The organism is Marinobacter sp. 3-2 (assembly GCF_003751355.1).
In the GTDB taxonomy this organism is placed as follows: domain Bacteria; phylum Pseudomonadota; class Gammaproteobacteria; order Pseudomonadales; family Oleiphilaceae; genus Marinobacter; species Marinobacter adhaerens.
Genome location: NZ_RJUQ01000013.1, coordinates 1083802 through 1106939, shown reverse-complemented (window position 1 = coordinate 1106939; position 23138 = coordinate 1083802). Strand labels below are relative to the sequence as shown.

Annotated in this window: 21 protein-coding genes; 10 read left to right on the top strand and 11 right to left on the bottom strand. The window is 59.2% G+C overall.

What is annotated here, in order from left to right; all coding sequences use genetic code 11:
- Window positions 1–54 precede the first annotated feature (54 nt).
- The 3 genes from EDB94_RS12350 to pedF form a co-directional block, all read right to left on the bottom strand.
- Window positions 55–1830 (bottom strand): PQQ-dependent methanol/ethanol family dehydrogenase, encoded by a 1776-nt coding sequence (locus EDB94_RS12350; protein WP_108018512.1) that lies wholly within the window; start codon window positions 1828–1830, stop codon window positions 55–57.
- Window positions 1831–2023: 193 nt separating this feature from the next.
- Window positions 2024–2980: an ABC transporter substrate-binding protein gene (locus tag EDB94_RS12345; protein WP_108018511.1), complete on the bottom strand. Its 957-nt coding sequence runs from the start codon at window positions 2978–2980 to the stop codon at window positions 2024–2026.
- An 89-nt stretch (window positions 2981–3069) separates the two neighbouring features.
- Complete coding sequence (gene pedF, locus EDB94_RS12340) at window positions 3070–3498, bottom strand: cytochrome c-550 PedF (protein WP_053113110.1); 429 nt, start codon at window positions 3496–3498, stop codon at window positions 3070–3072.
- 260 nt (window positions 3499–3758) lie between these two features.
- Here pedF and EDB94_RS12335 point away from each other — a divergent pair, with 260 nt between their 5' ends.
- The 4 genes from EDB94_RS12335 to EDB94_RS12320 are packed head-to-tail and all read left to right on the top strand — an operon-like array spanning window position 3759 to window position 7475.
- Window positions 3759–4931: an ABC transporter substrate-binding protein gene (locus EDB94_RS12335; protein ID WP_181259034.1), complete on the top strand. Its 1173-nt coding sequence runs from the start codon at window positions 3759–3761 to the stop codon at window positions 4929–4931.
- Between the two features lie 42 nt (window positions 4932–4973).
- On the top strand, window positions 4974–5948 hold the full coding sequence (locus tag EDB94_RS12330; RefSeq protein ID WP_108018510.1) for a YVTN family beta-propeller repeat protein: 975 nt from the start codon (window positions 4974–4976) through the stop codon (window positions 5946–5948).
- Window positions 5945–6667 (top strand): ABC transporter ATP-binding protein, encoded by a 723-nt coding sequence (locus EDB94_RS12325; RefSeq protein ID WP_108018509.1) that lies wholly within the window; start codon window positions 5945–5947, stop codon window positions 6665–6667. The genes EDB94_RS12330 and EDB94_RS12325 overlap by 4 nt, the downstream gene beginning before the upstream one ends.
- Before the next feature lies 1 nt (window position 6668).
- A complete protein-coding gene (locus EDB94_RS12320) occupies window positions 6669–7475 on the top strand; it encodes an ABC transporter permease (protein WP_108018508.1) in 807 nt (268 codons plus the stop codon).
- Window positions 7476–7680: 205 nt separating this feature from the next.
- Here the strand turns inward: EDB94_RS12320 and EDB94_RS12315 are convergent, their stop codons facing one another.
- The 3 genes from EDB94_RS12315 to EDB94_RS12305 are packed head-to-tail and all read right to left on the bottom strand — an operon-like array spanning window position 7681 to window position 10146.
- The gene (locus EDB94_RS12315; RefSeq protein ID WP_108018507.1) at window positions 7681–8358 is read right to left on the bottom strand and encodes an ATP-binding cassette domain-containing protein; all 678 of its coding nucleotides are present in this window, start codon (window positions 8356–8358) and stop codon (window positions 7681–7683) included.
- Window positions 8351–9064 carry an ABC transporter permease gene (locus EDB94_RS12310; RefSeq protein ID WP_108018582.1) on the bottom strand — a complete coding sequence of 238 codons (714 nt, stop codon included), beginning with the start codon at window positions 9062–9064 and terminating at the stop codon, window positions 8351–8353. Before EDB94_RS12310 ends, EDB94_RS12315 begins: the two co-directional genes overlap by 8 nt.
- A 59-nt stretch (window positions 9065–9123) precedes the next feature.
- Window positions 9124–10146, bottom strand: a complete 1023-nt coding sequence (locus EDB94_RS12305; protein WP_062786222.1) for an ABC transporter substrate-binding protein — start codon at window positions 10144–10146, stop codon at window positions 9124–9126.
- 265 nt (window positions 10147–10411) lie between these two features.
- Here EDB94_RS12305 and EDB94_RS12300 point away from each other — a divergent pair, with 265 nt between their 5' ends.
- The gene (locus tag EDB94_RS12300; protein ID WP_041646379.1) at window positions 10412–11089 is read left to right on the top strand and encodes a response regulator transcription factor; all 678 of its coding nucleotides are present in this window, start codon (window positions 10412–10414) and stop codon (window positions 11087–11089) included.
- 75 nt (window positions 11090–11164) lie between these two features.
- On the opposite strand, the gene EDB94_RS12295 is transcribed toward EDB94_RS12300, so the two are convergent.
- The 4 genes from EDB94_RS12295 to EDB94_RS12280 form a co-directional block, all read right to left on the bottom strand.
- A complete protein-coding gene (locus EDB94_RS12295) occupies window positions 11165–13426 on the bottom strand; it encodes a hybrid sensor histidine kinase/response regulator (RefSeq protein ID WP_108018581.1) in 2262 nt (753 codons plus the stop codon).
- Window positions 13404–14573 (bottom strand): nitric oxide-sensing protein NosP, encoded by a 1170-nt coding sequence (gene nosP, locus EDB94_RS12290; protein ID WP_062786416.1) that lies wholly within the window; start codon window positions 14571–14573, stop codon window positions 13404–13406. The genes EDB94_RS12295 and nosP overlap by 23 nt, the downstream gene beginning before the upstream one ends.
- A gap of 239 nt (window positions 14574–14812) precedes the next feature.
- Window positions 14813–15913, bottom strand: a complete 1101-nt coding sequence (locus tag EDB94_RS12285; protein ID WP_062786219.1) for a porin — start codon at window positions 15911–15913, stop codon at window positions 14813–14815.
- Window positions 15914–16100: 187 nt separating this feature from the next.
- Window positions 16101–17507: a WS/DGAT domain-containing protein gene (locus EDB94_RS12280; protein ID WP_108018505.1), complete on the bottom strand. Its 1407-nt coding sequence runs from the start codon at window positions 17505–17507 to the stop codon at window positions 16101–16103.
- A 361-nt stretch (window positions 17508–17868) separates the two neighbouring features.
- Between EDB94_RS12280 and EDB94_RS12275 the strand changes: the two genes are divergently transcribed.
- Both EDB94_RS12275 and EDB94_RS12270 read left to right on the top strand, forming a co-directional pair.
- Window positions 17869–18792, top strand: a complete 924-nt coding sequence (locus EDB94_RS12275; RefSeq protein WP_108018504.1) for an alpha/beta hydrolase — start codon at window positions 17869–17871, stop codon at window positions 18790–18792.
- 83 nt (window positions 18793–18875) lie between these two features.
- The gene (locus EDB94_RS12270) at window positions 18876–19625 is read left to right on the top strand and encodes an FFLEELY motif protein (RefSeq protein ID WP_108018503.1); all 750 of its coding nucleotides are present in this window, start codon (window positions 18876–18878) and stop codon (window positions 19623–19625) included.
- A gap of 20 nt (window positions 19626–19645) precedes the next feature.
- On the opposite strand, the gene EDB94_RS12265 is transcribed toward EDB94_RS12270, so the two are convergent.
- Entirely contained in the window at window positions 19646–19924 is a 279-nt protein-coding gene (locus tag EDB94_RS12265) for a polyhydroxyalkanoic acid system family protein (protein ID WP_014578400.1), read from the bottom strand.
- Between the two features lie 125 nt (window positions 19925–20049).
- Here EDB94_RS12265 and ubiE point away from each other — a divergent pair, with 125 nt between their 5' ends.
- From ubiE to ubiB, 3 genes are read left to right on the top strand one after another with little or no spacing between them, the layout of a single operon-like run.
- Entirely contained in the window at window positions 20050–20841 is a 792-nt protein-coding gene (gene ubiE / locus EDB94_RS12260; protein ID WP_108018502.1) for a bifunctional demethylmenaquinone methyltransferase/2-methoxy-6-polyprenyl-1,4-benzoquinol methylase UbiE, read from the top strand.
- Window positions 20841–21482 carry an SCP2 domain-containing protein gene (locus tag EDB94_RS12255; RefSeq protein ID WP_108018501.1) on the top strand — a complete coding sequence of 214 codons (642 nt, stop codon included), beginning with the start codon at window positions 20841–20843 and terminating at the stop codon, window positions 21480–21482. The genes ubiE and EDB94_RS12255 overlap by 1 nt, the downstream gene beginning before the upstream one ends.
- Window positions 21479–23122: a ubiquinone biosynthesis regulatory protein kinase UbiB gene (gene ubiB, locus EDB94_RS12250; RefSeq protein WP_053113122.1), complete on the top strand. Its 1644-nt coding sequence runs from the start codon at window positions 21479–21481 to the stop codon at window positions 23120–23122. The genes EDB94_RS12255 and ubiB overlap by 4 nt, the downstream gene beginning before the upstream one ends.
- The last annotated feature ends 16 nt before the right edge of the window (window positions 23123–23138 follow it).

Below are 23138 nucleotides of genomic sequence, written 5' to 3'. Positions count from 1 at the left end.
TCACTACCAAATAAAAAGGTCGCCCGAAGGCGACCTTTTTCACTTCTTTACGGATCAGTTGCTGGCAACCCGATCCTTCGGCAGCTTGAAGGTCCAGACCATACCGCCCTGGTTGAAGTCCTTCACTACCTTGGCCACTTCGCCACCCCAGAGCGGAACCGCGCCGCCCCAGCCGGACGCCACAGAGACGTACTGCTCGCCGTCCATGGTCCAGGTGATGGGCGTGCCCACGACACCGGAACCGGTGTTGAAGCGGTAGAGCTCTTCGCCGGTCTTGGCATCAAACGCCTTCAGATGGCCCTCGGGCGTACCGGTGAAGACCAGACCACCGGCCGTTGTCATCACGCCACCCCACAGCGGTGCGGTGTTCTCGTAGCGCCAGACTTCCTCACCGGTTTTCGGATCCATGGCCCGAAGTACGCCGATGTAGTCATCGTTGGCCGGCTTGATGGTGAACCCTGCACCCAGGAACGCAGCGCCCTTCTTGTAGGAAACAGGCTCGTTCCAGATATCCATGGACCACTCGTTCGAGGGCACATAGAACAGACCGGTCTGCTGGCTGAAGGCCATGGGCATCCAGTTCTTGCCGCCCAGGAAGGCTGGCTGAGCCAGAACCATTTCACCCTTGCCACCTTCCATATCGGCAGGGTTGCCCGGGCGCCCGCCTTCGGCGTAAATCGGACGGCCGGTCTTCGGATCCAGGCCCTCTGCCCAGGTGATCTTGTCCACGAACGGGAAGCCACGAATAAAGTCGCCGTTCTCGCGGTTCAGTACGTAGAAGAACCCGTTACGATCGGCGGTGGCCGCTGCTTTCACGGTTTTACCGTTCTCTTCGTAGTTGAAGGAGATCAGTTCGTTGACACCATCATAGTCCCAGCCATCGTTCGGGGTGGTCTGGAAGTGCCACTTGATGCTGCCGTCGTCCGGATCAATCGCCAGGCGGCTTGAGGAGAACAGGTTGTCGCCGGGACGCAGGTGCGAGTTCCAGGGCGCCGGGTTACCGGTACCAAAGAACAGGGAATCGGTGTCCGGATCGTAGGTGCCGCCCAGCCAGGTAGCCGCGCCGCCGTTCTTCCACATTTCGCCGGGCCAGGTCACGCCTGCCTTGCCACCGGAAATGCCGTTTTCGATCTTTTTGCCATCCTTGTAGACATAGCCCATATGGCCTTCTACCGTCGGACGGGTCCATACCAGATCACCGGTATTGGCATCGTAGGCTTCAACCTTGCCGACAATACCGAATTCACCACCGGAAACGCCGGTAATGACCTTGCCCTTGATGACCATGGGCGCGGCGGTGATTGCATAACCGGCCTGGTAATCGGCCACCTTCTTGATCCACATCGGCTTACCGGTGTCCTTGTTCAGGGCAACCAGTTTGGCGTCCAGGGTACCGAAGATCACCTTGTCACCGTATATGGCGGCACCGCGGTTCACCACGTCACAGCAGGGCATGATGCCATCGGGCAGACGGGCATCGTACTGCCAGATTTCTTCGCCGGTTCTGGCATCGATGGCATAGATGCGGGAGTAGGAGGCGGTCACGTACATGACGCCGTCCTTGATCAGCGGCTGGGATTCCTGGCCGCGCATTTTTTCGCTGCCGAAGGAGAAAGCCCAGGCCGGCTGCAGATACTGAACGTTGCTGGTGTTCAGATCTTCCAGAATGCTATAGCGCTGTCCCTGGGTACCCATGCCATAGCTGACAATGTCTTCAGGGGTCTTGTGATCGTTGATGATGTCTTCGTCGGTTACCGCATGGGCCCCGTAGGAAACTGCCATGGCCAGGGCGCTGGCCGCAATGCGAATCCCGAACTTGTTGGTTCTCATGGTTGCGCTCTCCAAGTCTCTTGTTTTCAGTTCTCTTGAGTTCGTTTCAGGCCGAACCGGGAACTTTTCCCGCCTCTGATACGATTCTTCGCTTTGTGGAAAAAACCAACAATTGCTCGCCGGAACAGGTTTTCTCATCACTTGGTAGTACGACTACACCGGATCTTCCGGCCCCGGCGTTCGGGGCAAACCCTCAGAGATCCCCTTCAGCCCTGGCGATAGCCTGCTCATCCAGAAATTCCCGGTAATAACCCGGCACGCTGTATCGGAGTTTCTGGCTGGCCATCAGCTCGTTCATCTCGCCGGTCTTCACCAGCCTGTCGATGATGGCTTCAAGGGCATAGCCCAGCTGGCGATGGGTGTGTTTGATCGCCATACCCACATCCCATACCTGTTTGCCGATACCCGGAAACCCGTTTCCAGCGGCTTCGAACAATGCGTTCTCGGATTTGGCCAGCTCGTGATCGATCTCCGAGCGCATTCCCATCACGGCACTTACCTCACCCTTGCGCATGGCCTCGAACGCGTCCGCCACGTTGGTGTAATGGCGAACCTGTTCCCGCATGCGACCGCCGAACGCGGAGGTCAGATAAAAATCAGGCAAGGTATCTATCTCGACGCCAATACGGTTGTATTGAAAAACCGCCACGGTTTCGACGGCATCAAGCTTTTCGGGGTTGTAGGCAATCTGCCAAGTTTCCTGCTGATAGGGGCCGAACAGAACGACCTGTTCGTTGATGTACTCACCGGTGGAATCCTGCATGTAGGCGTAGGTCTTGTCGTAGGGCACCCGGAGCATCACATCCGCAAGCCGCTGTTTGGCCAGGTAGTGCCCTTTCCAGACGTTGTTACGCAAGTCGTCTCCGAGATTCTCGTCGGGGATGATCCAGTGCACCTTGAACTCAACGCCCATTTCCTCGGCAATCCGCCGCCCGAGTTCGATGTCGATACCCATTGGCTCACCATCAACCTCGTAGGAATAAGGCGGGAAATTCTCATAGACACCGACCTTCATGTAGCCGGAATCCAGGATGATGTCGTAGGTGCGCTCCGCAGGCCGGTTGAGCAATTCGTTCCCGTCGTTAACCTCCTGGGCCAGGACCACCTGGGCGAACAGCAACAGGGCAAGTATTCCAAGTAGACTTTTCATTGTTTTCTCCCACCTTTTCTCCCAACGACGAAGGGCCGGCACATGGCCGACCCGAATTCAGGCGCTCGTTTTGACAGTAGCCGCGCTCATCACTCTGGCTTGGGCAGGGATTCCACATAGGTGCGGATTGCCCACATGGCGTTCTGGTCCATGCTCTTTTTCCAGGACGGCATTCCGCGATCAGTACCGTTCATAACGCGTCCGATGTAGTACTCGTCATCCCATTCGGTCAATTCGCGAAGATCCGGCGTGAGACCGCCGGACATCGCCCGGATGCCATGACACGCGGCGCAGTTGCCAGCGTAAGCACTCTCGCCGATTTTCGCGGCCTGGGCGTTGAACTCGCCGAATTCATTGCCCTCGCGGAAGGGGTTCTCGATGCGCACCTCATCGCCCAGCTCCGGCAGATTGCCCGTATCCACTTCCTGTGGTGTGACATTGCCATGCGCGATAGCGAAGCCGGCCAGGCCAAACATGGCCGAAGCCACGATTGCTTTGAGTGAAAAGGACATTGCCATTGGTCTTACCTCTGTTATTGGATTCCCCGTGGTTGGCTATTGGATTTGTCAGTTGCCAACTTGCTGATTACCAGTCTAGGAATCCCGATGCCCAATCCGAATGCCACTTTAAGGTTTTTGGTTTAGTTCCTTGGTAGTAGATTTTTGGTCTGCGAGAAGAAATCTCATCCTTTGGTACTGCCTGATTCCTACTTTCTGAATATTTCCGGGCCTCTCCCCCTTCCATAAGCTGGAAGCACAACAACAAACCGGAGAACCCCATGTCTTTTCTGTCCCGGACAGCGGCCACTTCATTAATCACCATGGCAGCAGCATGCCCGCTGCAGGCGGAATCCCTGGACGTGCGGATTGGCTATCTACAGTGGATTCCGGACCAGGGCCCGGTTCTGTCCAACGTGATCCCGGAGCCGGACGATGCCGGCCTTCGGGGTGCCGAACTGGCCATGAACGACAACAGCACCACCGGTAAATTTCTGGGCCAGACCTACTCACTCCAGAGTGACGTTGCCGATACCGAAGAAGCGGCTATCGCGGCCTTTGAGACCATGCGCGAAAGCGGTCTCGACCTGTTCGTGGTGAACGCGCCGGCCTCGACCCTGAAAACCCTCTCGGAAAAAGCAGGCGACAACACCCTGATCTTCAATGCTGGCGCCAAAGACGACGCCCTGCGCACCGGCCAGTGCCACGTGAACCTGCTGCACACAATGCCCAGCTATTCGATGCTCACCGATGCCCTCGGCCAGTGGCTGAACCAGCGACGCTGGGATGAGGTGTTCCTGATTACCGGGCCAACCGAAGCCGACAAAGGCTGGGCCGATGCCTTCCGCCGTTCAGCGAAGCGCTTCGGGCTGGAGATCGTCGAAGACAAGCCCTGGACCTTTGACGCCGACCTGCGCCGAACCGCCTCGAAGGAGCTGCCGCTGTTCACCCAGGCCAGCGATTACGACGCTGTGGTAGTTGCTGATGTACGCGGGGATTTTGGCGAGTACGTGCCCTTCAATACCTGGCTGCCGCGACCGGTGGTGGGTACACAGGGCATGTCACCCGTTACCTGGCACCGGGTGGTGGAGAGCTGGGGGGCGGCGCAGCTCCAGAATCGTTTTCGCGAGCTGGCAGGCAGGGACATGAACAGCGAGGACTACGCCGCCTGGACAGCCGTTCGCTCCATCGGTACCGCCATCACCGACCTGAACTCCGCCAGTCCCGCCGAGATCCGGAATTACCTGTTCAGTGACAAGTTCCAACTGGCTGCGTTCAAGGGCCGTAAGCTCACCTTCCGCGACTGGAATGGCCAGCTGAGACAACCAATTCCGCTGGTTCATCCGCGGGGACTGGTGGCACGTGCCCCCTTCGAGGGCTTTCTCCACCCCAACAGCCAGATGGACACCCTTGGTTTCGACCGGCCGGAAAGCGAGTGCCGGATCAACGGCTAACCCGATGTCGTCTTACCGGATACAACAAAAAGGAGCTACACCATGAAAACCCTGATCAAGCGAGCTGCCCTGGCCACGATGATTGGTCTGTCGACACCGGCCCTGGCCAGCGTGGCTTATGTGTCCAACGAAAAGGACAACACCCTGTCGGTGATCGACACCGAAACCCAGGAGGTGATTGAAACCATCGATGTGGGCCAGCGGCCACGGGGCATCCTGCTGTCAAAGGACTTTACCAAGCTGTATATCTGCGCCAGCGACGATGACACGGTACAGGTGCTGGACCTGGCCACCCGCAAGGTTGTGGACACCCTGCCCTCCGGTGAGGATCCGGAGCAGTTCGCGCTGCATCCGAACAACAAGCATCTTTATATTGCCAACGAGGACGACGCCATCGTGACCGTGGTGGATGTCGACAGCAAAGAGGTACTCGCCCAGATTGATGTAGGTATCGAGCCGGAGGGCATGGCGGTGAGCCCGAATGGCAAGTGGGCCGTGAACACCTCCGAAACCACCAGCATGCTGCACTGGATCAACACCGAGACCTTCGAGATCGAGAAAAACATCGTAGTGGGCCAGCGTCCGCGCCACGTGGAGTTCAGCAAGGACAGCAAGATTGCCTGGGCCTCCGCGGAAATTGGCGGCACCGTGCACATCATTGATGTCGACAACCTGGAGCAGATCCACGAGATGTCCTTCAAAGTGCCCGGTGTGAATCAGGATCGGGTCCAACCGGTAGGTATTGAGCTGACGTCTGACGGCAAGTACGCGTTTGTGGCGCTTGGCCCCTCAAATCATGTGGCGGTAGTCGACGCAAAAACCTATGAGGTTCTGGATTACCTGCTGGTGGGTGCACGCGTCTGGCAGCTGGATCTCGACAAGGACGAGACGCATCTGTACACCACCAATGGCGTTTCCGGGGACGTGTCCGTGATCAATCTGGAGGACATGAAGGTCATCAAATCCATCAAGGTGGGCCGCTACCCCTGGGGTGTGGTCATCGATCCAACTTCATGACCATCGAAGCGAGCAACCTCAGCTTTCGTTACGGCGACAAGCCGGTGCTCCGGGAGGTCAGCTTTGTGCTGACCTCTGGCCGTTTTCACGCCCTGCTCGGGCCAAACGGGGCGGGTAAATCCACCCTTTTTGGTTTGCTCACCCGGCTGCTGGCCCTGCAGCAGGGTGATATTCGGTTGGGTGGCCAATCACTGAAAAAACAGCCGGCGGAGGCCATGCGCAAGATTGGCGTGGTGTTCCAGCAGAATGCTCTGGACCTGGATCTGACCGTTCGCCAGAACCTGCAATATCATGCGGCGCTACACGGGTTGTCCCGCAAAGAAGCCCGCACCCGCGGTGACCGGGAACTGGAACGCTTCAACCTGCTGGACCGGGCCAACGATGCCGTCCGCCAGCTCAATGGCGGTCACCGCCGGCGCGTGGAAATTGCCCGTGCTCTGCTGCATGAACCCTCTCTGCTGTTGCTCGACGAACCCACGGTGGGCCTGGACGTTGCAAGCCGCAAGGCGCTCAACGAGCACGTGCGTACCCTGTGCGAAGAAGACGGCCTGACCGTGCTCTGGGCCACTCACCTGATCGAAGAAGTTCGCACTGACGACCGGGTGCTGATCCTGCACCAGGGCCAGTTACTGGCCGACGGCAACGGCCAGGCCATCTGCGAGGCCGAAGGCACCCGGGACCTGGCCGAAACTTTCCATTCCCTGACTGGAGCCGGCTGATATGAAGGCAGCACACTACTGGCACTGTTTTGTGGGCATCCAGACCCGGGAGTGGCTGCGGTTCTGGCAGCAGCGCACCCGCTTTGCCAGCGCCCTGGTGCGGCCACTGCTCTGGCTGGCGGTGTTCGCCGCCGGGTTCCGGGCAGTGCTGGGCATTTCCATCATCCCGCCCTACGAAACCTACATCACCTACGAGACCTACATCGCCCCAGGGCTGTGCGGCATGATCATCCTCTTCAACAGCATGCAGGGTGCCTTGTCCATGGTGTACGACCGGGAGCTGGGCAGCATGCGGGTGCTTCTGATGAGCCCCCTGCCCCGGCCGTTCCTGCTGGTCACCAAACTGCTGGCCATGGGCGTGGTGTCCATTGGCCAGGTCTATGTGTTCCTGCTGCTGGCACTGCTGGTGGATGTGGAGCCACCTCTATGGGGTTACCTCGCGGTGTTGCCAGCGCTGATTCTGACCAGTCTGATGCTTGGCGCTCTGGGCCTGCTGATCGGCACCTGGATCAAGCAGCTGGAGAACTTCGCCGGGGTGATGAACTTTGTTATTTTCCCGATGTTCTTCATGTCCTCTGCGCTCTATCCCCTGTGGCGCATGAACGAGGCCAGCCCCTGGCTGTACTGGATCTGCCAGTTCAATCCGTTCACCCACGCGGTGGAGGCGATCCGGTTCTCGCTGTACCTGGAGTGGAATCCGATGGCTTACGGGATTACCGCCGGTGTGACGGCGGTGCTGGCGCTACTGGCCACGGCAGGCTTCAGGCCCCAACGCACCAGGATACTTGGGGCTTCCAAGCCGGCTTGATTTGGTGCCAGTGGTCAGCGCGGAGAAGGTTTCCAAAACACGCTCCTTACGGCACATCCCTGTGACGCTTGGGCTCCGCCATCCCTGGCTCCGCACAGCTTTGGAAACCTTCTCCCCGCTGACCACCCATACTCCGTGGAAACCGCCAAAACTGGCAAGTCAGATTAGCGAAGCATAATCCAACCTACCCCTTAAGATTCATCTGTTAATTCCAAGAACCGGCTAAATCAACGTTACGCAATTTCCCAAGAAGCCCATCGACTAACCCCGGTTCTGCCAATGCATCATCCCACTGAAGGCGCGCAGGCTTACCGTCGAGATACCACAGACGATTGGCCAATATCTCTGCATCACCACCATCGTGGGTCACACAGATCATCGCCATATCCGGTTGCGAGTCCAGGATCCCGGCGATCAAGGCTTTCAGTTCGCCGGCCATGACGGGGTCCAGCGAGGCAAACGGCTCGTCCAGCAAGAGCAAGTCGGGCTTCACCGCAAGGCAACGGGCCAGGGCGGCTCTTCGGGCCATACCGAGTGACAGTTGGTCCGGGAGATAATGGCCGTAGCCGGCCAGGCCAACCTGGCCCAGCAACGTCCCGGCCTCGTCATCGCTGGCACCAACCAGCCTGAGATTGGCATGTAAAGTCCGCCATGGCAGCAGGCGATGCTCCTGAAACAGGTAGCCCACCCGGAGTTTGTCGCGCCCGATAACCGCGTCTTCCGGAACCGATTTGTCGAGACCGGCAATGGCGTTCAGTAACGTGGTCTTGCCGATTCCCGAGGGCCCCAGCAGGCAGATGCGGTCGCCTCGCGAAACGGTTGCGAATACCTCTCCGAGCACCGGCTGGCCGAAATCACGGCCGGCGATTCTGAGTTCAAGCATGAGCAGCCTCCGGCTGGCGCCAACGGCTGGATCGACGCTCGAGGGGCTGCAGGATGGCCAGCTCGATCAGCTGGACCACGGCTATAAAGGCCAGGCTGTAGGCCAGAATCGCGGCCACGTCGAATACCTGAAACGCCATATGCAGCTGGAAGCCGACGCCACTGGAGCGCCCCAGCAGTTCCACTACAAGGACAATCTTCCAGATCAGGGCGAGACCACCCCGGGTGGCGGCCATGAGGTAGGGAAACAGCTGCGGCACCCACACCTCACGCAACCGTTGCCAGCGGGTGAACTCGTAAACGGTGGCCATTTCCTCAAGCCGGTAGTCGAGGCTGCGGGCGCCTTCCCGAACGGTAACGGCAACATTGGGCACTTTGTTGATCACGACCGCCATCACGGCAGCCACTTCCACCAGGCCGAACCACACGTACATAAGGATGATGGTGACCAGCGCCGGCAGGTTGAGTAACAACACCAGCAGGGGATCGAACAGGGCATTGGTGGTTTGTGACCGGCCCATCACAATGCCGATGGCGGTGCCAATCGCCATTGCCAGAACAAAGGCGACCACCACGCGGGCCAGGGTCGCCCCCAGGTGATGCCAGAGTTCGCCGGACGCTGATTCCCGAACCAGGGTATCCAGCACGCTCACCGGCGTTGGTAACAGAGGCGAATGAAGCAGCCACGCCGTCAGCGCCCAGAGCATGACAAACGAGGGCAGAACTATCCAGTAGCTCCAGAGCGGCGGGCGGCCGGTAGGGCCTTTCACGGTTGGCTCCGGTAAAACAGATTGGCGGGCATCAGGCGGTCCGGGTCGGCACCTGTGAGGGTCATCAATCGCTGCAGGTCTGCAATACGCTGTTCTGTTTGTGGCGCAGGCGTGCCGGCGACGAAGCCCTCGCGCAATGCCGTGAAGACGCCCTCTTCAGGATTACCCATCAGGGGACGCAAGCGTTGCCAGGGTGATTCACTGTCCGCCAGCTCGGCTTTGGCCTGTTGAAGGGAAGCCGCGAAACCATCTATCAACGATCCATGATCGGTCGCCCAATTCGCAGGGAAGACATAACCCAGCACCGGCAGGTTGCGATCCAGGTCCAGCTCAGTGAGCAGATCGGCCATGCTGAAGGCCGACCGCCAGCCGCCCTCACCCCGGAGACGGGCCGCGAAATGCCAGTAGGTGACGATCACGTCTACCTGTCCCCGCTTGAGAGCCTGGCTGAGCAGCGGCGGAGCAGCGAACTGGATCTCTGCGGATTCGTCCAGATTGATACCCTGCCGCTCCGCGACTTTCTGGAGCAGTATCCAGCCCTTGCTGTCCGGCCCGCCGGCTACGCCGATGCGCTTGTCCGCCAGATCCGCCACCGAGCGGATCGGGGAAGTCTCGGCGACAACGATATCGCCGATCTGGGATGAAAAAGGCACATAAAGGTAGGGCGCTCCTGCCTGAAACCTGGACTGCGCCCACAGCAGGTCGGCCACTGCGCCATTCACCGAACCGCTGGTGACCGCGAGCCTGGAGGCCGGCAGGTTGGCCACCGGTTTCAGGTCCAGCCGATAGCCATTCTCCCGATCCAGTTCCCGATGCAGGATATGGTCAAGCTCCCAGTGGGCCGTGCCGAACTGCAATACGCTGACGGACAGTACGGGCAGCTCAGAGGCTCCCTCCCCGGCCTGGGCACCACCTGCGAGGCTGAAGATAAGACACACCAGGGCGGTCACTCCCTTTTTGATCCAGCGATCGGCAAGAGAGGGTTGGGAGACTGGAGTTATTGTTGGTTGTAGGCTCATTGCTCCACCATACGAAGCCCACAGCCCGGCAAGAATAGTACTTTGGTGCCTGTTTTTTGGTGCGATGGTCGCATTCAACCCGACACCAGGATGGCGTGTAATGAAACCATCACAATAATAAACAGAGGATCGACTCCGACTCCGGCGATTCTCTGCACAGGAGGCCGCTATGCTGAACGAGCTCGATGCCGCACTCTCTTCCGAAAACCGTTATCATGATTCGGAAGCCATTCCCGACACTGAAAACAAACAGGTAGACCCATCCATGGAGCCGGCTTACAAGATCCTGATTGCCGACGACCACCCGCTGTTCCGGGAAGCCATCAGCAGCGTTATCGCCTCTGGCTTTGAGGGCAGCGAGATCATCGAAACCGACGATCTGGACAGCGCTCTCGACATTACCCGTGAGAATGACGACCTGGACCTGATCCTGCTGGACCTGAACATGCCCGGCATGCATGGTCTCAACGGTCTGATCACGTTGCGCAACGAAGCCCCGACCATTCCGGTGGTGATTGTCTCTGCCGAGGAAGACAAACAGGTAGTACTGCAGGCCATTACCTACGGCGCCTGCGGCTTCATTACCAAGTCCTCGCCCAGGGCCCAGATGACCGAGGCCATCCAGCAGATACTGAACGGCAATGTCTACCTGCCCTCGGACATCATCCGAACCGGCAAGGAGAGTAATACTCGTCGTGGCCGCAATGAAGACAACCCGATTTCACCGGAGCTGCTCAACTCACTGACACGTCGGCAGCTGCTGGTGCTCGAGCGCATGTCCAAGGGCGAATCCAACAAGCAGATCGCCTATAACCTGAACATCGCCGAGACCACGGTGAAGGCCCATGTTTCCGCAATCCTACGCAAGCTCGGGGTTCACAACCGGGTGCAGGCGATTCTGTCTGCCAGCGATGTAGATTTCAGTCAGTATCTGAAGCGGTAATAAGTTCAGGACTTCACAGGCTAAAAAAAGGGTCAGGTGACATGTTCATCTGACCCTTTTCGTATGAGACCGCCTTCAGCTTCTCAGTAGATGACTCAGCGCACTGCGCAGCTTCAGAGGCTTCACCGGCTTGTTCATCAGCAGGTGCCCAAGTTCGCGGATATGCTGCTTGAGTTCGTTGGTGTAGTTAGCCGTAATCATCACCACTGGCGCCGGACATCTCCGGCGGCCATTTATCTCCGCAACCACATCAACGCCGTTTTCATCGTTGTCCAGATGGTAGTCCGCCAGGATCAGGTCCACCGCGCTGCTGGCAGGGTCCAACTGGCGCTCGAGATCCTCCAGGGACACTGCCGTCACTACCTGGCAGTCCCAACCCTCGAGCAGGGTTTGCATGCCCTGGCAAATAGACTGGTCGTTGTCGATCACCCAGATCCGGGCCCCGCCCAGACCGCTATCGAAAGACAGGGCCCGGTTCTGGTCGGGCGCTGCTTGCCTGGGCTTCAGCTTTCCGACGGGGACCCGGACGCTGAAGACTGACCCCCTGCCCTCGATGGAATTCACCGTCACCTCGTGCCCCAGCATTCGGGATATTTTGTCGACGATGGCCAGACCGAGCCCCAGGCCTTTATCGGGCTGTGAGCCGGCGGGGCGAATACGCTTGAACTCCTGGAAGATCTCGGTGAGTTTGTCTTCGGGAATACCCGGGCCGGTATCCCAAACCTGCAACAGCACATGATCCTTTTGTCGGCGAACGCCAAGCAGGATCCGGCCGTTGCCAGTGTAGCGAATGGCGTTGGTGAGGAAATTCCGGAGAATCCGCGCCAGCAACTGGGAATCGGACTCGACAATCGCGGAGCTGGCAATAAAGTCCAGTTGCAGCCCCTCGGCCATGGCCATCTGGCGGAATTCCCGTGCGATATTATTGAGCAGGTCCCGAAGGTCAAAGGCGGTGACATCCGGTTTGATCACGCCGGCATCGAGCTTGGAAATATCAACCAGGGTGCCCAGCAGGTTTTCAACGTCATCCAGAGAGGTGCTCACCGATCGAACCAGGCCTTCAGCCTTGGGCCCGAACGACTGTTCCAGCAGCGCACTGGTGAATAACCGTGCGGCATTCAGAGGTTGCAGCAAGTCGTGGCTGACGGCCGCCAGGAACTTGGTTTTTGAGAGGTTGGCCCGCTCGGCCTCGAGCTTGGCATCCCGAAGGCGCGCTTCCACAGCCGCCCGCTCGGTGATTTCCTGGCGCAGCTGGTTGTTCAGGCCGGTCAGGGCTGCCGTGCGCTCCTTCACCCGTCGCTCGAGGTTGTCATAGGCCTGCTCCAGGGCCAGAGCGGTCTTGCGGCGGTCGGTGATGTCCCGTATCAGCACGAAGAAACCGATGATATCGCCCTGCTCATCGAAATTCGGCACGTAGGAACGCAGCATGTGGCGTACCTCACCCTGCTCACCGGTCTCCTCGAATTCGAACGTCACGTTGTGGCCGTCCATGACATCGAGAATCTGGGGAAGCAGTCGCTGGTAAAACTCCGGCGAATGCACCTCGTTAAGACGTTTGCCAAGGGGCGATTCGCCTTTGCGCCCGTACCATGACTCATAGACCTTGTTGCAGAACTGGATGGTCATGTCGGCGCCGATATAGGCAATCAGCGCGGGAACATGGTCGGTCACCACCCGGATCCAGCGCTCGCTTTCTTCGAGCGCCTTGATCCGGCGGGCCATTTCGCTGTTCTTCACATCGGTGATGTCGGAATAGAGCACCACCAACCCACCTTCCCGGGTCGGTCTCTCGGTAACCTGAACCCAGCGGCCGTTGGCCAGCAGAAACACCACGCCTTCCGAATCCGGATGGCTGTGTTCCTCCAGGACCAGACCGCAGGCCACCGCCTGCCGCTTTACATCTGAAATCCGGGTACCCTGGCCCGGCGCGTCAACACCGGCATGGCGCCAGTAGCTCCGGAACCGGCTGTTGCTCTGGATCAGGCAATGCCGGTTATCAAACAGCACAAAACCGTCGGCAATGCTCTCGATGGCATCGCTCAATCTCTGGCGGGTTGTCTCGGCTTCTTCCCGGGCCCGGTTCAGGGCCTTGTTGCTGCCCTTGAGCTGCTCCATGGCCTGGTTCAGTGCCTCGGTCCGCTCCCGAACCTGCTCGGCAAGCACCACCGAGTGCTCGAAGGCGGCGTAGGGCTCCGGCTTGTGGGCAGAGCCGGACTCCACCCGGACAATCAGGGCATCGCGAATCCGCCGCAGGCGCTCGTTCTCCGCCTCAAGTTCGGCAATCCGGAGATCCCGCCTGTCTTCAACGGGTGTTTCAATCTTGTCCGGAACGGACATCAGGCTGGCCAATGACCACCCCCGTAAACGTCTGGTTGATGTGCATACCGTCGAACTGCTCGCCGTACGTGTTAAAGCCAATTACATTGTGGTGGCGGAGGAACTGCGAGACCGCTTCCACCTCCCCGGTCAGTTCAGCCTCCAGCCTGCGCAGGAAACAATCGCAGCCGATGGTCACCAGAGGTGGCCCCACAACCCGTTCTGCGGCTTCTATCTGGGTACGAACGCTGTCCAGCAGGGATTCCGGCTCCATGGCCGTCATCACGATTCCGGTTTCCACGGCGCAATAGAAAGTCAGACTCTTGTCCGGGTTCACCCGCTGCACCGAGCGGACAAAATAGTGGCCGCCGATTTTCACCCCCATGGGCCGCAGCGCGAACACCTTTCGATCCAGTGCTTCGACATCCACGCCAACGGCTCGGGCATAGGCATCGGCCGCCGGCTCTGCATTAAGCTCGAATACCGTGCGGCTTTCCGCGCAGGCGTCCGTCACCACCAGCTTTTCACTGCGTTCGACCATGTGATGCGTGGAAAATACCCGGAAATCCAGCGGTGTATTTACCAGCAACACCGTGGCAGCTCCGGTATGGAACTGGCCATCGTAGAACACGTGGGTGTTGGCCAGACGCTCATCGTCGCCGGCAGAACCGCCAAACTGGGGAATGGTGCCAAGGGCCGAGTTGAGCGTTGCCAGCACCAGCTCTTCACGGCTGGACAGGCCGTCCAGCAGCGTGATGGCAAAGGTGTTGCCTTTGACCGGCGCGAGTCTGGCATCCCGGCAGGTCGAAAGCAGGCCGTCGATTACCCCCTGGGCATCCTGCAGGGTGAATCGGTCCAGCTCCCGGATCAGCGCGCAATCAATGGCGAAATAGCGGCTGTCAAAGCCGATGGCGGTGATGCATCCACGTCCGTAGCCGTCCGGAGTGATCTCCCCGGCCGAAGTGCAGCCGCAGACGCGCACACCCTGAAAACTGTGCTCAAGGGCACTACCAAGTCGACCCAGGTCGTATTCCGCAGAACAGAAGAAGAGTACACAGCCAAGATGCTCGTGGCTGAGCTGGCTGGCGAGATTGGTGGCGGCCAACATGGGATCGCGAACGCTGGAGCTCGCTACCCGGACCGCAGGCAGGGTCGTCGCTGGCTTCATAAACGCGGTTCCCGAAAACGGATGACTTTTCACCGATTCTACGGCATCCGTAAACGCAGCCAATGCGACTTCAGTGCTTTTAATAGGCGCGCCAAAATGTTCATAAGCCATTGATTAAACTGCCTCCTGAATCAATGCCTGGTGGCGCTGCCGGTTTGCCTCAAGGCAAACCGGCACTTTAGTCTTAGACAAACCAGCGCAGCGAGAGGCCTCCTGCCACCCGCAACGCCAGGTAGGGCTTAAAACATCACGATGGCGCCAAGGGCGATGGTGTCCGCCTCAGTGGTGGTTGCACCGGTGGTGCGGTTGTTGTCTTCGTACATGTTGTACTCGGCAACCAGCTTGAAGTTGCTGTTTACATCGTGAAAGAACCCGAGCGTTGTGCTCTCGGTTTCCAGGTTCAGGATTTCAGCATCCGTCTCGCCGTAGGAAAGCACGACGCGATTGGCGCCGAAGGCATAAGAGCCCTGAACCAGAAAGCCATCGGCATCGTCTTCTGTCACCGCACCGTTGCCGATCAGAACCGGGTTGTCACCCTTGGAGGTAAAACCGGAAGCGGCCAGGGTCAGTCCCGCGACCGACGCCTTGATGCCGTACCCGAGGCCTGTGCTGTCGACGGTTGTCGTGCCGTTCTCGGCAGACTGGTAGCGGCCGTTCACCCAGCCGGTCAGGGCCACGTCGTTCAGGTTGGCGTTATAGGTTACCTCGGACTCGAAGCGTGGTGCGGCGTTTTCATCGTTGGCGCCGGTCACCGTATCGGCGGGATCCAGCACGCCGGCGGCGACTTTGAGGCCGCTCATATCCGGCGAGCGATAGGTAATCTGGGCGGAGGGTGTCGGGTACGGATAGCCTGCGCGGATATTGCCGAAGGAAACGCCACCGGCAACGCCCGGGGAACCGAATCCCATCAGGATTTCGTCGAGGAAAATGTTGGAGCGGGCATACAGGCCGAAGTCCTTACCAATCAGCACCTGACCAAAATCGCCGTCTACCGTGGCATAGAACTGACGCACGTCGATGGCGGTGTCTGTGGGTGAATCAAGACTGTCATTGATGGTGGTCCAGAACGAAGAACGTCCGCCCAGGGTCAGATCACCCATATCCTTGCTGAAATTGAAGCCGATGGTGTTCGGCAGGAAGCCCATCTTGATGCGGGAATCCCGAACGTCGTTCTGCTTGTCGTCACGGTTTACGTAGAATGCGTTGAAGTAGCCATCCACCGAAAAGCTGGTGCCGTCCTGGTTATACAGCTCAACAGCGGCATTGGCTCCTGCGCTGGCGCCCATGGCCGCTGCCATGGCAATCGCTAACCCTGACTTTCTGACGTTATTGTTTTTCATAGTTCCCCCGGTTGTTTTTGGAAATCTGGGATCGGAGGCCCGGATCATCCGGACGCCCCAGGCGCGGTCTGTCGCCTGAATTCCATGGTCGGTGATGCGAGTGAGGGGGAAAATGCTTCGACGGAGCAGGTTTTCTGCTCATTTGGGAGGCACTTGAATTGAAACTTTGGGAGTACGACCCGGCGGATCAGTCGCCGGGGAACTGGGCCAGTTCCTGCAGGCAGTCGTTGAGGAAGTCTTCGGGATCGGCCATGACGGCCTCATCGGCAACCACGCCAAACTGGACCTGGCCGGCGTAGCTGACAATGCTGATGCCCAGACCGATATCCCCGGCCTGGGGCACCCAGAACATCTGTTCGGTTATCCGGCAGCCGGCAATATACCGGGCCTCCGGAGTTCCCGGTACGTTGGACACCACGGCACTGGCCTTGCGGTAGAACACCTCGGCCAACGGCTCCCGCCAAGGCTCTGGAACAATCGTGGCGCTGGCCGCGAGACCCCAGGCAATGCCGGGCTGCCAGCTTTTCTTAAGACGGCGGGTTTCGTGCTTGATGCGGAAAAGTCGCTCGAGGGGACTTTCACCATCCACCGGCAAGGGTACAAACACGGTGCCAAAATAGTTGCCCAGCGCGCCGGGTGCAGGCTTGAGCTCCTCGGGCAGGCGACTGCGAATATCCACCGGTACGGCGGCATGCAGCACGGCTTCATCGAGGTCCTCGCCTTCAATGCCCAGGCGGGTGCGCACAGCCGCCGCCACACAGCTCAACAACACATCGTTGATGGTTACATTGGTAGCTCGGGCAATGTTTCTGAAGCGGTCGAGGGGCACCGGCTCGGACCAGCGACAATGTCGCCTCCCCAGCAGCGGCTGCCTGAGATCCGTCGCCGTGTCTTCCGGCTCCACCAGGAACTCCGAAAATTCATTGACCAGCTTCAGGCTCTTCTTGGCGACCCGCTCCAGCAAGCGACCCGCGTCCTGCCATTGATTACCGGCGGACCGGTCTGCATTGCCAGCACCGTGGGATTCTTCAGAAGGCTCTTCGGATGCCATCAGTTGCCCGAACCAGGCCTTTGCCGCAGCCGTCCAGCGTGACAGCTCCGCGATTTCGGGGGCGCCGTAAATGGCGGGATGCTGCTGGGGAGAGGATGGGCACAGTCGGTCAAAGATGCCCAGCAGAGACAGGCCATCGGCGTAACAGTGGTGAATGCGCAGCAGTAGCACCGCCCCACCCTCGGCATTGGGCGCAAGCCAGAATTTCCAGCGCGGGCGATACATGGGCAGAGGCTGGTTCAGACGCGCGGACACCCATTCCTGAAGGCTGTCGGGCGTGAAACGATCCACAACCACATCAAGGTGGTGGCTAACATCAAACGTCGGATCCTGCTCCCACCACCAGGCAGGTGAGCGCTTGACGGGCATGTACCGGAAACGCTCCCAGGCCATCCAGTACACCCGCAGAAACTCCCTGAAACGGGGCGCAGTGAGCCCATCAACCCGCAACATCACGGTGATGGTCATGGGGTTTTCCGGGCGCTCCAGGGCCAGCCAGGCCGAATCAGCAGGTAGCAGGAGATGCGATTGCTCGTGACTCAAACCCGAACGTCCCTGGAGAAGTAATGAAGAAAGGGGCCCTGGATCCAATGCCAAGCAGGAGGCGCCCTAAGTAAAAACCGAACTCCGCATTGTGCCAGACAAGCCGCGCCGTCTCCATATGCGGCACCAGCGCACACTGTTACAAAAAATTACACGTGAGTAACTGTTCAGTCCTATACTGGTTATAAGCCTTGGTGCAATGGTTATTAAACACTGCCGATCCGTGATCGATTGGCCCTGAGACATCAAAAAATCCGTACTCAGAGCCAGTAACATAACGAGATGATCGGGGTACAAAAGGCTTACCAGCACAACCAAATTCCAACAACAGGCCATTGCCGTGCTGGGTGGGAGAACAGTTATGAAAGCGAGCCATGTTCGCAAGCTGATCAAACCGATTGAAAGCGCCTACTCGGAAATGTTTTCCGGGCATGTGTATCGCGTCGGCAAGGGCGCTGTTTCCGTTCGCAACCACAGCGGCAAAGCGGAGCAGACCGTAATTGGCGTGCACGGCTTTCTGGAAAATCACTGCTACTTCACCCAGGCCTATGAAGCGCCGACCACTGAACTGATCCTGCTCACCTGCAGTAACTACCACATCCCGGTAAACGGCGTTACGCCGGAGACGCCGGAATGGGAAGTGCCGATCAAGCAGCTGGAAGGCACGATCGAGTACGACGCCTGCATTCTTAACCAGGCGCTCTCCAGCCTACCGACTACTCAGAACATCCGGGTTCATGGACATTCCCGTGGCGGAGCGGTCATTCTCGAGGCCATCAAGCAATGGCCCGAGCTCTATGATGACGTGGAAGTGGTTCTGGAGGCACCGGTACTCCCCAACGGCAAGCTCTCAGCTCTGGTAACCACCATTCTGGAACCGGTCAGTCACGGCATGTGGCCCTGGCTGATCCGGCTGATCAACAGCGCTCCGTCGTCAGCCTATGGCCAGACCTTTTTCGGCAAGATGAACCCGCGCAAGAAGCAGCTGTTGAGCAAGCTGTTCTCAGCCACCAAGGATCACCTGACAATTGTTCGTAACATCGAGAACATCATGGACTGGATGGCGCGGACGGACAGCAGTGTCTACAGTCATGTGCGCCACGGCACCTTCCTGATCCCTGCCGTGGATCGCATTCTCGATCGCTCATCCATGCTGGCCAGCGCCCGCCAGAGCCCGACCACCATGCGCATCGTGGAAACCGAGGCACCGAGCCACTTCATTACGCTGGACAGCAAGGAATGGGTTCCGGGGTTCGAAACGCTCCCGACAGCCGCGCAGGGCTGACGCCCGGTTTGCACCCTGCTGCAAGACCACTGCAGCTCCGCTAAACTACGCTCTTTTCCTCAGGTTTAGTGGAGCCATCGCCCATGTACCGTGAGCGCCTCGTCGCTACCGAAGCCCGCTCTGAAAGCGCTCGCCGGCTGCAGCAACTGCTTCTGGACTACCATGATTTCCGGCGCCTGAAAGCCGAGCATCCGCTTATGGAACACGCCGTCTCCGTCGCCGACTGGCAGGCGGAGCGGCTGAAGTCGACCCATGAGGATCTTTATCGCCATCCCGGATATCACCACGGCCTTGAATTTCTGCTGACCGACCTCTATGCCCCGGCCGGCATGACCCGCCGGGACGACAATATTGATCGGGTGTTTCCCAAAATGGTGAAGTGGTTGCCAGATAATCTGCTGGACACCTTCGCCGGCCTCGTGGAACTGAACCTGATCACCCAGCAGCTGGACCTGGAGCTCGCCGAACTGTTCCATCAACAGGGTGTGTCTGCGCGGGCAATCACCACGGGCGCCTATTGTGCCGCCTACCGGGAGAGCCGACGGCTGGCGCAGAGAGAGAAACAGATTACCCTGGTGGCAGACGTTGGCCAGCAACTTGATCGCTATGTCCGCAACCGCACCCTTGGATGGCTGCTATCGATGACCCGGGGCCCGGCAGAGATGGCCGATCTGACGGATCTGCACAGCTTCCTGCACCGGGGCTATTCCGCCTTCCGGAAGATGGATGATGTGGAGCTACTGATCGACCGGCTGGTTTCCCGGGAGCAGCGGGTGATGCGCAACATTCTCGACCATCACCCGGACCCGTTCAGCCTGCCGGAAAACCTCTGAGCCGGGGATAGTTGGCTGGCTCAGGCCTTGATGATCTGGTCCAGCTGGGAGTGGATTTCCTGCTCGATCCGCGATTTGAAGGGCCGCAGCATCATGCCCAGCTCCAGGTGAATGTGCAGGTCTGTCGGCGTGATGTTCAGGTGCCCCTTGACGCCACTGCGCTTGAACTTCAGGTGGTCGCCTTCCCACTCATAATGCACGTCAAACTGACTGGACAGGTCTTTGGCAAGGGATTCTGCGGCCTGCCTTGCGTGTTCTTGATCCAGGGTGTGCGGGCGATGTACATCAATTACAGACATGAAGCGGTTTTCTCTCGGATTTGGATAGATTTACAGTTTAGGGCGCTATTTAACTCACCGCCACCCTTGTAGCAACCCCGTCAGCGGTTAGAATACGGGGTTCAGATTCTGACAGGACATGCCCCATGAGCGAGCAGCAAACGCCAGCCAACCAGGTCGCAAACAGCAACGGCCAGGACGACGTAACCCATTTCGGTTTCCGCAATGTGCCCAAGAGCCAGAAAGCGAGCCAGGTGGCCGAGGTGTTCCACAGTGTGGCGGGCAAGTACGACCTCATGAATGACCTGATGTCCATGGGAATTCACCGGCTCTGGAAACGTTTCACCATTGAGCTTTCGGGCGTGCGTCCCGGCCACCAGGTGCTGGACATTGCCGGCGGCACTGGCGATCTCACCATGAAGTTTTCAGACCTTGTGGGTCCGTCCGGGAAAGTGGTGCTGGCCGACATCAATGCCTCCATGCTGCAGGTGGGCCGCAGCCGGCTGACCGATCGCGGCTATGCCGGCAACATTGAATACGTACAGGCAGATGCTGAGCATCTGCCGTTTCCGGACAACAACTTCAATGCGGTATCCATCGCCTTCGGTCTGCGCAATGTCACCGATAAAGACCAGGCCCTGCGCGACATGACCCGGGTTCTCAAGCCCGGCGGCAAGCTGATGATCCTCGAATTTTCCAAGCCGACCAATCCATTGCTGAGCAAGGCCTACGACACCTACTCGTTTTCCGCCCTGCCCCTGATGGGCCAGCTCATCGCCGGCGACAGTGAAAGCTACAAGTACCTGGCTGAATCCATCCGCATGCATCCCGACCAGGACACCCTCAAGGGCATGATGGAGAACGCCGGCCTGGTGAACTGCAAGTACTACAACATGACCGGCGGTATCGTCGCCCTGCACGTGGGAATCAAGCCCTGATGTTTCCCGGCCCCACCCTGCTTTCCGCTGTCTCCGCTATCCTGGAAAGTGCCCTGAACCGGGCACTGGAACTGGATCCGGCGGGGCATAGTGCCTTGATGGAAGCGTTGGCGGGGCCGGTTCAGTTCAATATCACCGACCCGATTGCCCTGACCTACACCCTGGACCGGGCCGGAAACCGCGTCCGCGTCGGCAGCCAGCCGGTCGAACAGCCAGCGCTCAAGATCACCGGCAAACCCATCGCCTTTGCAGCGCTGGCCACCGGCGATGACCGGGTCTTTGCCGACGGCCGTCTTGACGTGACCGGCGACACAGCGCTGGCCCATCAGCTGCAACGAGCCCTGAACCAGCTTGAACCGGATTGGGAAGCCGCCATGGCCCGGCACATCGGCGATGTGCCGGCGCACTTTCTGGGCCAACGGGTTCGCGGCGCTATCCGATGGAGTCGACAGGCCTTTCAGTCCCTGAATGCCAACATCGAGGAGTATGTGCACGAGGAAAGTCGCGCCCTGCCCGGTCGGCGGGAGCTGGAAGCTACGTTCGAGGATATCGACGAACTGAACCTGCGCACGGAAAGACTGGAAGCGCGGCTTAATCTGATTGAAAACCGCGGCAAGACTGACGAATCGGAGAACCTGTGACCCGCCTGCAACGCCTGTTCCGAATTGCCTGGGTATTCTGCCGCTACCGGCTGGACACGTTCCTGCCTATCGCAGAGCTGCCCGCGCCCCTGAAGGTGTTTTTCCTGCTGGCGCCCTGGCACCTGTTCCCGCAACCGAAGCTCGATCGTGGCGACCGCCTTCGGCTGGCGCTGGAGGAACTGGGCCCCGTGTTCGTAAAGTTTGGCCAGATCCTCTCGACCCGAAGGGATCTTCTGCCGGACGACATGGCGGAATCCCTGAAGAATCTCCAGGACCGGGTACCGCCGTTCCCGAGCAATGAAGCCCGGAGCATTATCGAAACCTCCCTCGGTGCCCCGGTTTCGGACCTGTTTGCCGAATTCAGTCCGGACCCGCTTGCCTCGGCATCGGTTGCCCAGGTGCATGCAGCCACCCTGCGCAACGGCCAGAAGGTAGTTGTGAAAGTTCTGCGACCGGGCATAGAGAAGGTAATCCGTCAGGATCTGGCCCTGATGTACCTGATGGCTGGCCTGCTGGAAAAATACTGGTCCGAAGGCAAGCGCCTGCACCCGGTGGAAGTGGTAGCCGACTACGATTCCACCATTCACGATGAGCTGGATCTCCAGCGCGAGGCCGCCAACGCCAGCCAGCTGCGCCGGAATTTCGAAAACTCCTCGCTGATCTACATTCCCTTTATCGACTGGGACTACACCCGCAAATCCGTGCTGGTGATGGAGCGGATTCACGGCATCCCCATTGCCGATACTGCGGCTCTGAAGGCCGCCGGCGTCGACATGAAGGTACTGGCTGAAAAAGGCGTGGAAATTTTCTTTACCCAGGTGTTCCGGGACAGCTTCTTCCATGCCGACATGCATCCGGGCAACATCTTTGTGGATACGTCCAATCCCTCGGATCCCCGATATATCGCCATCGATTTCGGCATCGTTGGCACCCTGGCACCGGATGACCAGAGCTATCTTGCCCGAAACCTTCTGGCCTTTTTCCGCCGGGATTATCGGCAGGTTGCGCAGCTGCATATTCAGTCCGGCTGGGTACCGCCCGACACGCCAGTGAACCAGTTTGAGGCGGCCATACGTACTGTTTGCGAGCCCATCTTCGAGAAGCCGTTGAAGGATATCTCGTTCGGCCACTTCCTGTTGCGCCTGTTCCAGACGGCACGGCGGTTCAATATGGAAGTGCAGCCCCAGCTCGTTCTGCTGCAGAAAACCCTCCTGAACGTTGAAGGTCTGGGCCGACAGCTGTATCCGGATCTGGATTTGTGGAGCACCGCGCAACCCTACCTCGAGACCTGGATGCGCAAACGCATTGGCCCTTCGGGGCTGATCAAGTCGCTGCAGTCGCACCTTCCCTCCTGGCTGGAACAGTCGCCGGAAATGCCCCAGCTGGTGCACGATGCGCTCTTGCAACTGCGGCAGGCGGGGCCCACCGAGCCCCAGAACCGGGCAACACTGGCGTTGCTCCGGGAGCAGCAGATCCGTACCGAGCGGCGTTGGCGGCGGGCGACATTGGCGGTACTGCTCATTGCCGGCGGCTTTCTGGGCACTCAGCCCGAGAGCCGGCAGTGGATTGAAAGCGTGCCTGCCTGGAGCTGGGCCCTGTTTGCCGTCGCCGGCGGGCTCATGCTCCGGGGCAGCCGATAACCGATAAAGATTTCAG

Coding starts and splice junctions, on each gene's coding strand:
- pedF (WP_053113110.1), bottom strand. CDS start 3,498: ATGGCAATGTCCTTTTCACTCAAAGCAATCGTGGCTTCGGCCATGTTT.
- EDB94_RS12315 (WP_108018507.1), bottom strand. CDS start 8,358: ATGCTTGAACTCAGAATCGCCGGCCGTGATTTCGGCCAGCCGGTGCTC.
- EDB94_RS12305 (WP_062786222.1), bottom strand. CDS start 10,146: ATGAGCCTACAACCAACAATAACTCCAGTCTCCCAACCCTCTCTTGCC.
- ubiE (WP_108018502.1), top strand. CDS start 20,050: ATGAGCGAGCAGCAAACGCCAGCCAACCAGGTCGCAAACAGCAACGGC.
- EDB94_RS12350 (WP_108018512.1), bottom strand. CDS start 1,830: ATGAGAACCAACAAGTTCGGGATTCGCATTGCGGCCAGCGCCCTGGCC.
- EDB94_RS12275 (WP_108018504.1), top strand. CDS start 17,869: ATGAAAGCGAGCCATGTTCGCAAGCTGATCAAACCGATTGAAAGCGCC.
- EDB94_RS12265 (WP_014578400.1), bottom strand. CDS start 19,924: ATGTCTGTAATTGATGTACATCGCCCGCACACCCTGGATCAAGAACAC.
- EDB94_RS12335 (WP_181259034.1), top strand. CDS start 3,759: ATGTCTTTTCTGTCCCGGACAGCGGCCACTTCATTAATCACCATGGCA.
- EDB94_RS12320 (WP_108018508.1), top strand. CDS start 6,669: ATGAAGGCAGCACACTACTGGCACTGTTTTGTGGGCATCCAGACCCGG.
- EDB94_RS12270 (WP_108018503.1), top strand. CDS start 18,876: ATGTACCGTGAGCGCCTCGTCGCTACCGAAGCCCGCTCTGAAAGCGCT.
- nosP (WP_062786416.1), bottom strand. CDS start 14,573: ATGAAGCCAGCGACGACCCTGCCTGCGGTCCGGGTAGCGAGCTCCAGC.
- EDB94_RS12295 (WP_108018581.1), bottom strand. CDS start 13,426: ATGTCCGTTCCGGACAAGATTGAAACACCCGTTGAAGACAGGCGGGAT.
- EDB94_RS12300 (WP_041646379.1), top strand. CDS start 10,412: ATGGAGCCGGCTTACAAGATCCTGATTGCCGACGACCACCCGCTGTTC.
- EDB94_RS12325 (WP_108018509.1), top strand. CDS start 5,945: ATGACCATCGAAGCGAGCAACCTCAGCTTTCGTTACGGCGACAAGCCG.
- EDB94_RS12345 (WP_108018511.1), bottom strand. CDS start 2,980: ATGAAAAGTCTACTTGGAATACTTGCCCTGTTGCTGTTCGCCCAGGTG.
- EDB94_RS12285 (WP_062786219.1), bottom strand. CDS start 15,913: ATGAAAAACAATAACGTCAGAAAGTCAGGGTTAGCGATTGCCATGGCA.
- EDB94_RS12310 (WP_108018582.1), bottom strand. CDS start 9,064: ATGCTCTGGGCGCTGACGGCGTGGCTGCTTCATTCGCCTCTGTTACCA.
- EDB94_RS12330 (WP_108018510.1), top strand. CDS start 4,974: ATGAAAACCCTGATCAAGCGAGCTGCCCTGGCCACGATGATTGGTCTG.
- EDB94_RS12255 (WP_108018501.1), top strand. CDS start 20,841: ATGTTTCCCGGCCCCACCCTGCTTTCCGCTGTCTCCGCTATCCTGGAA.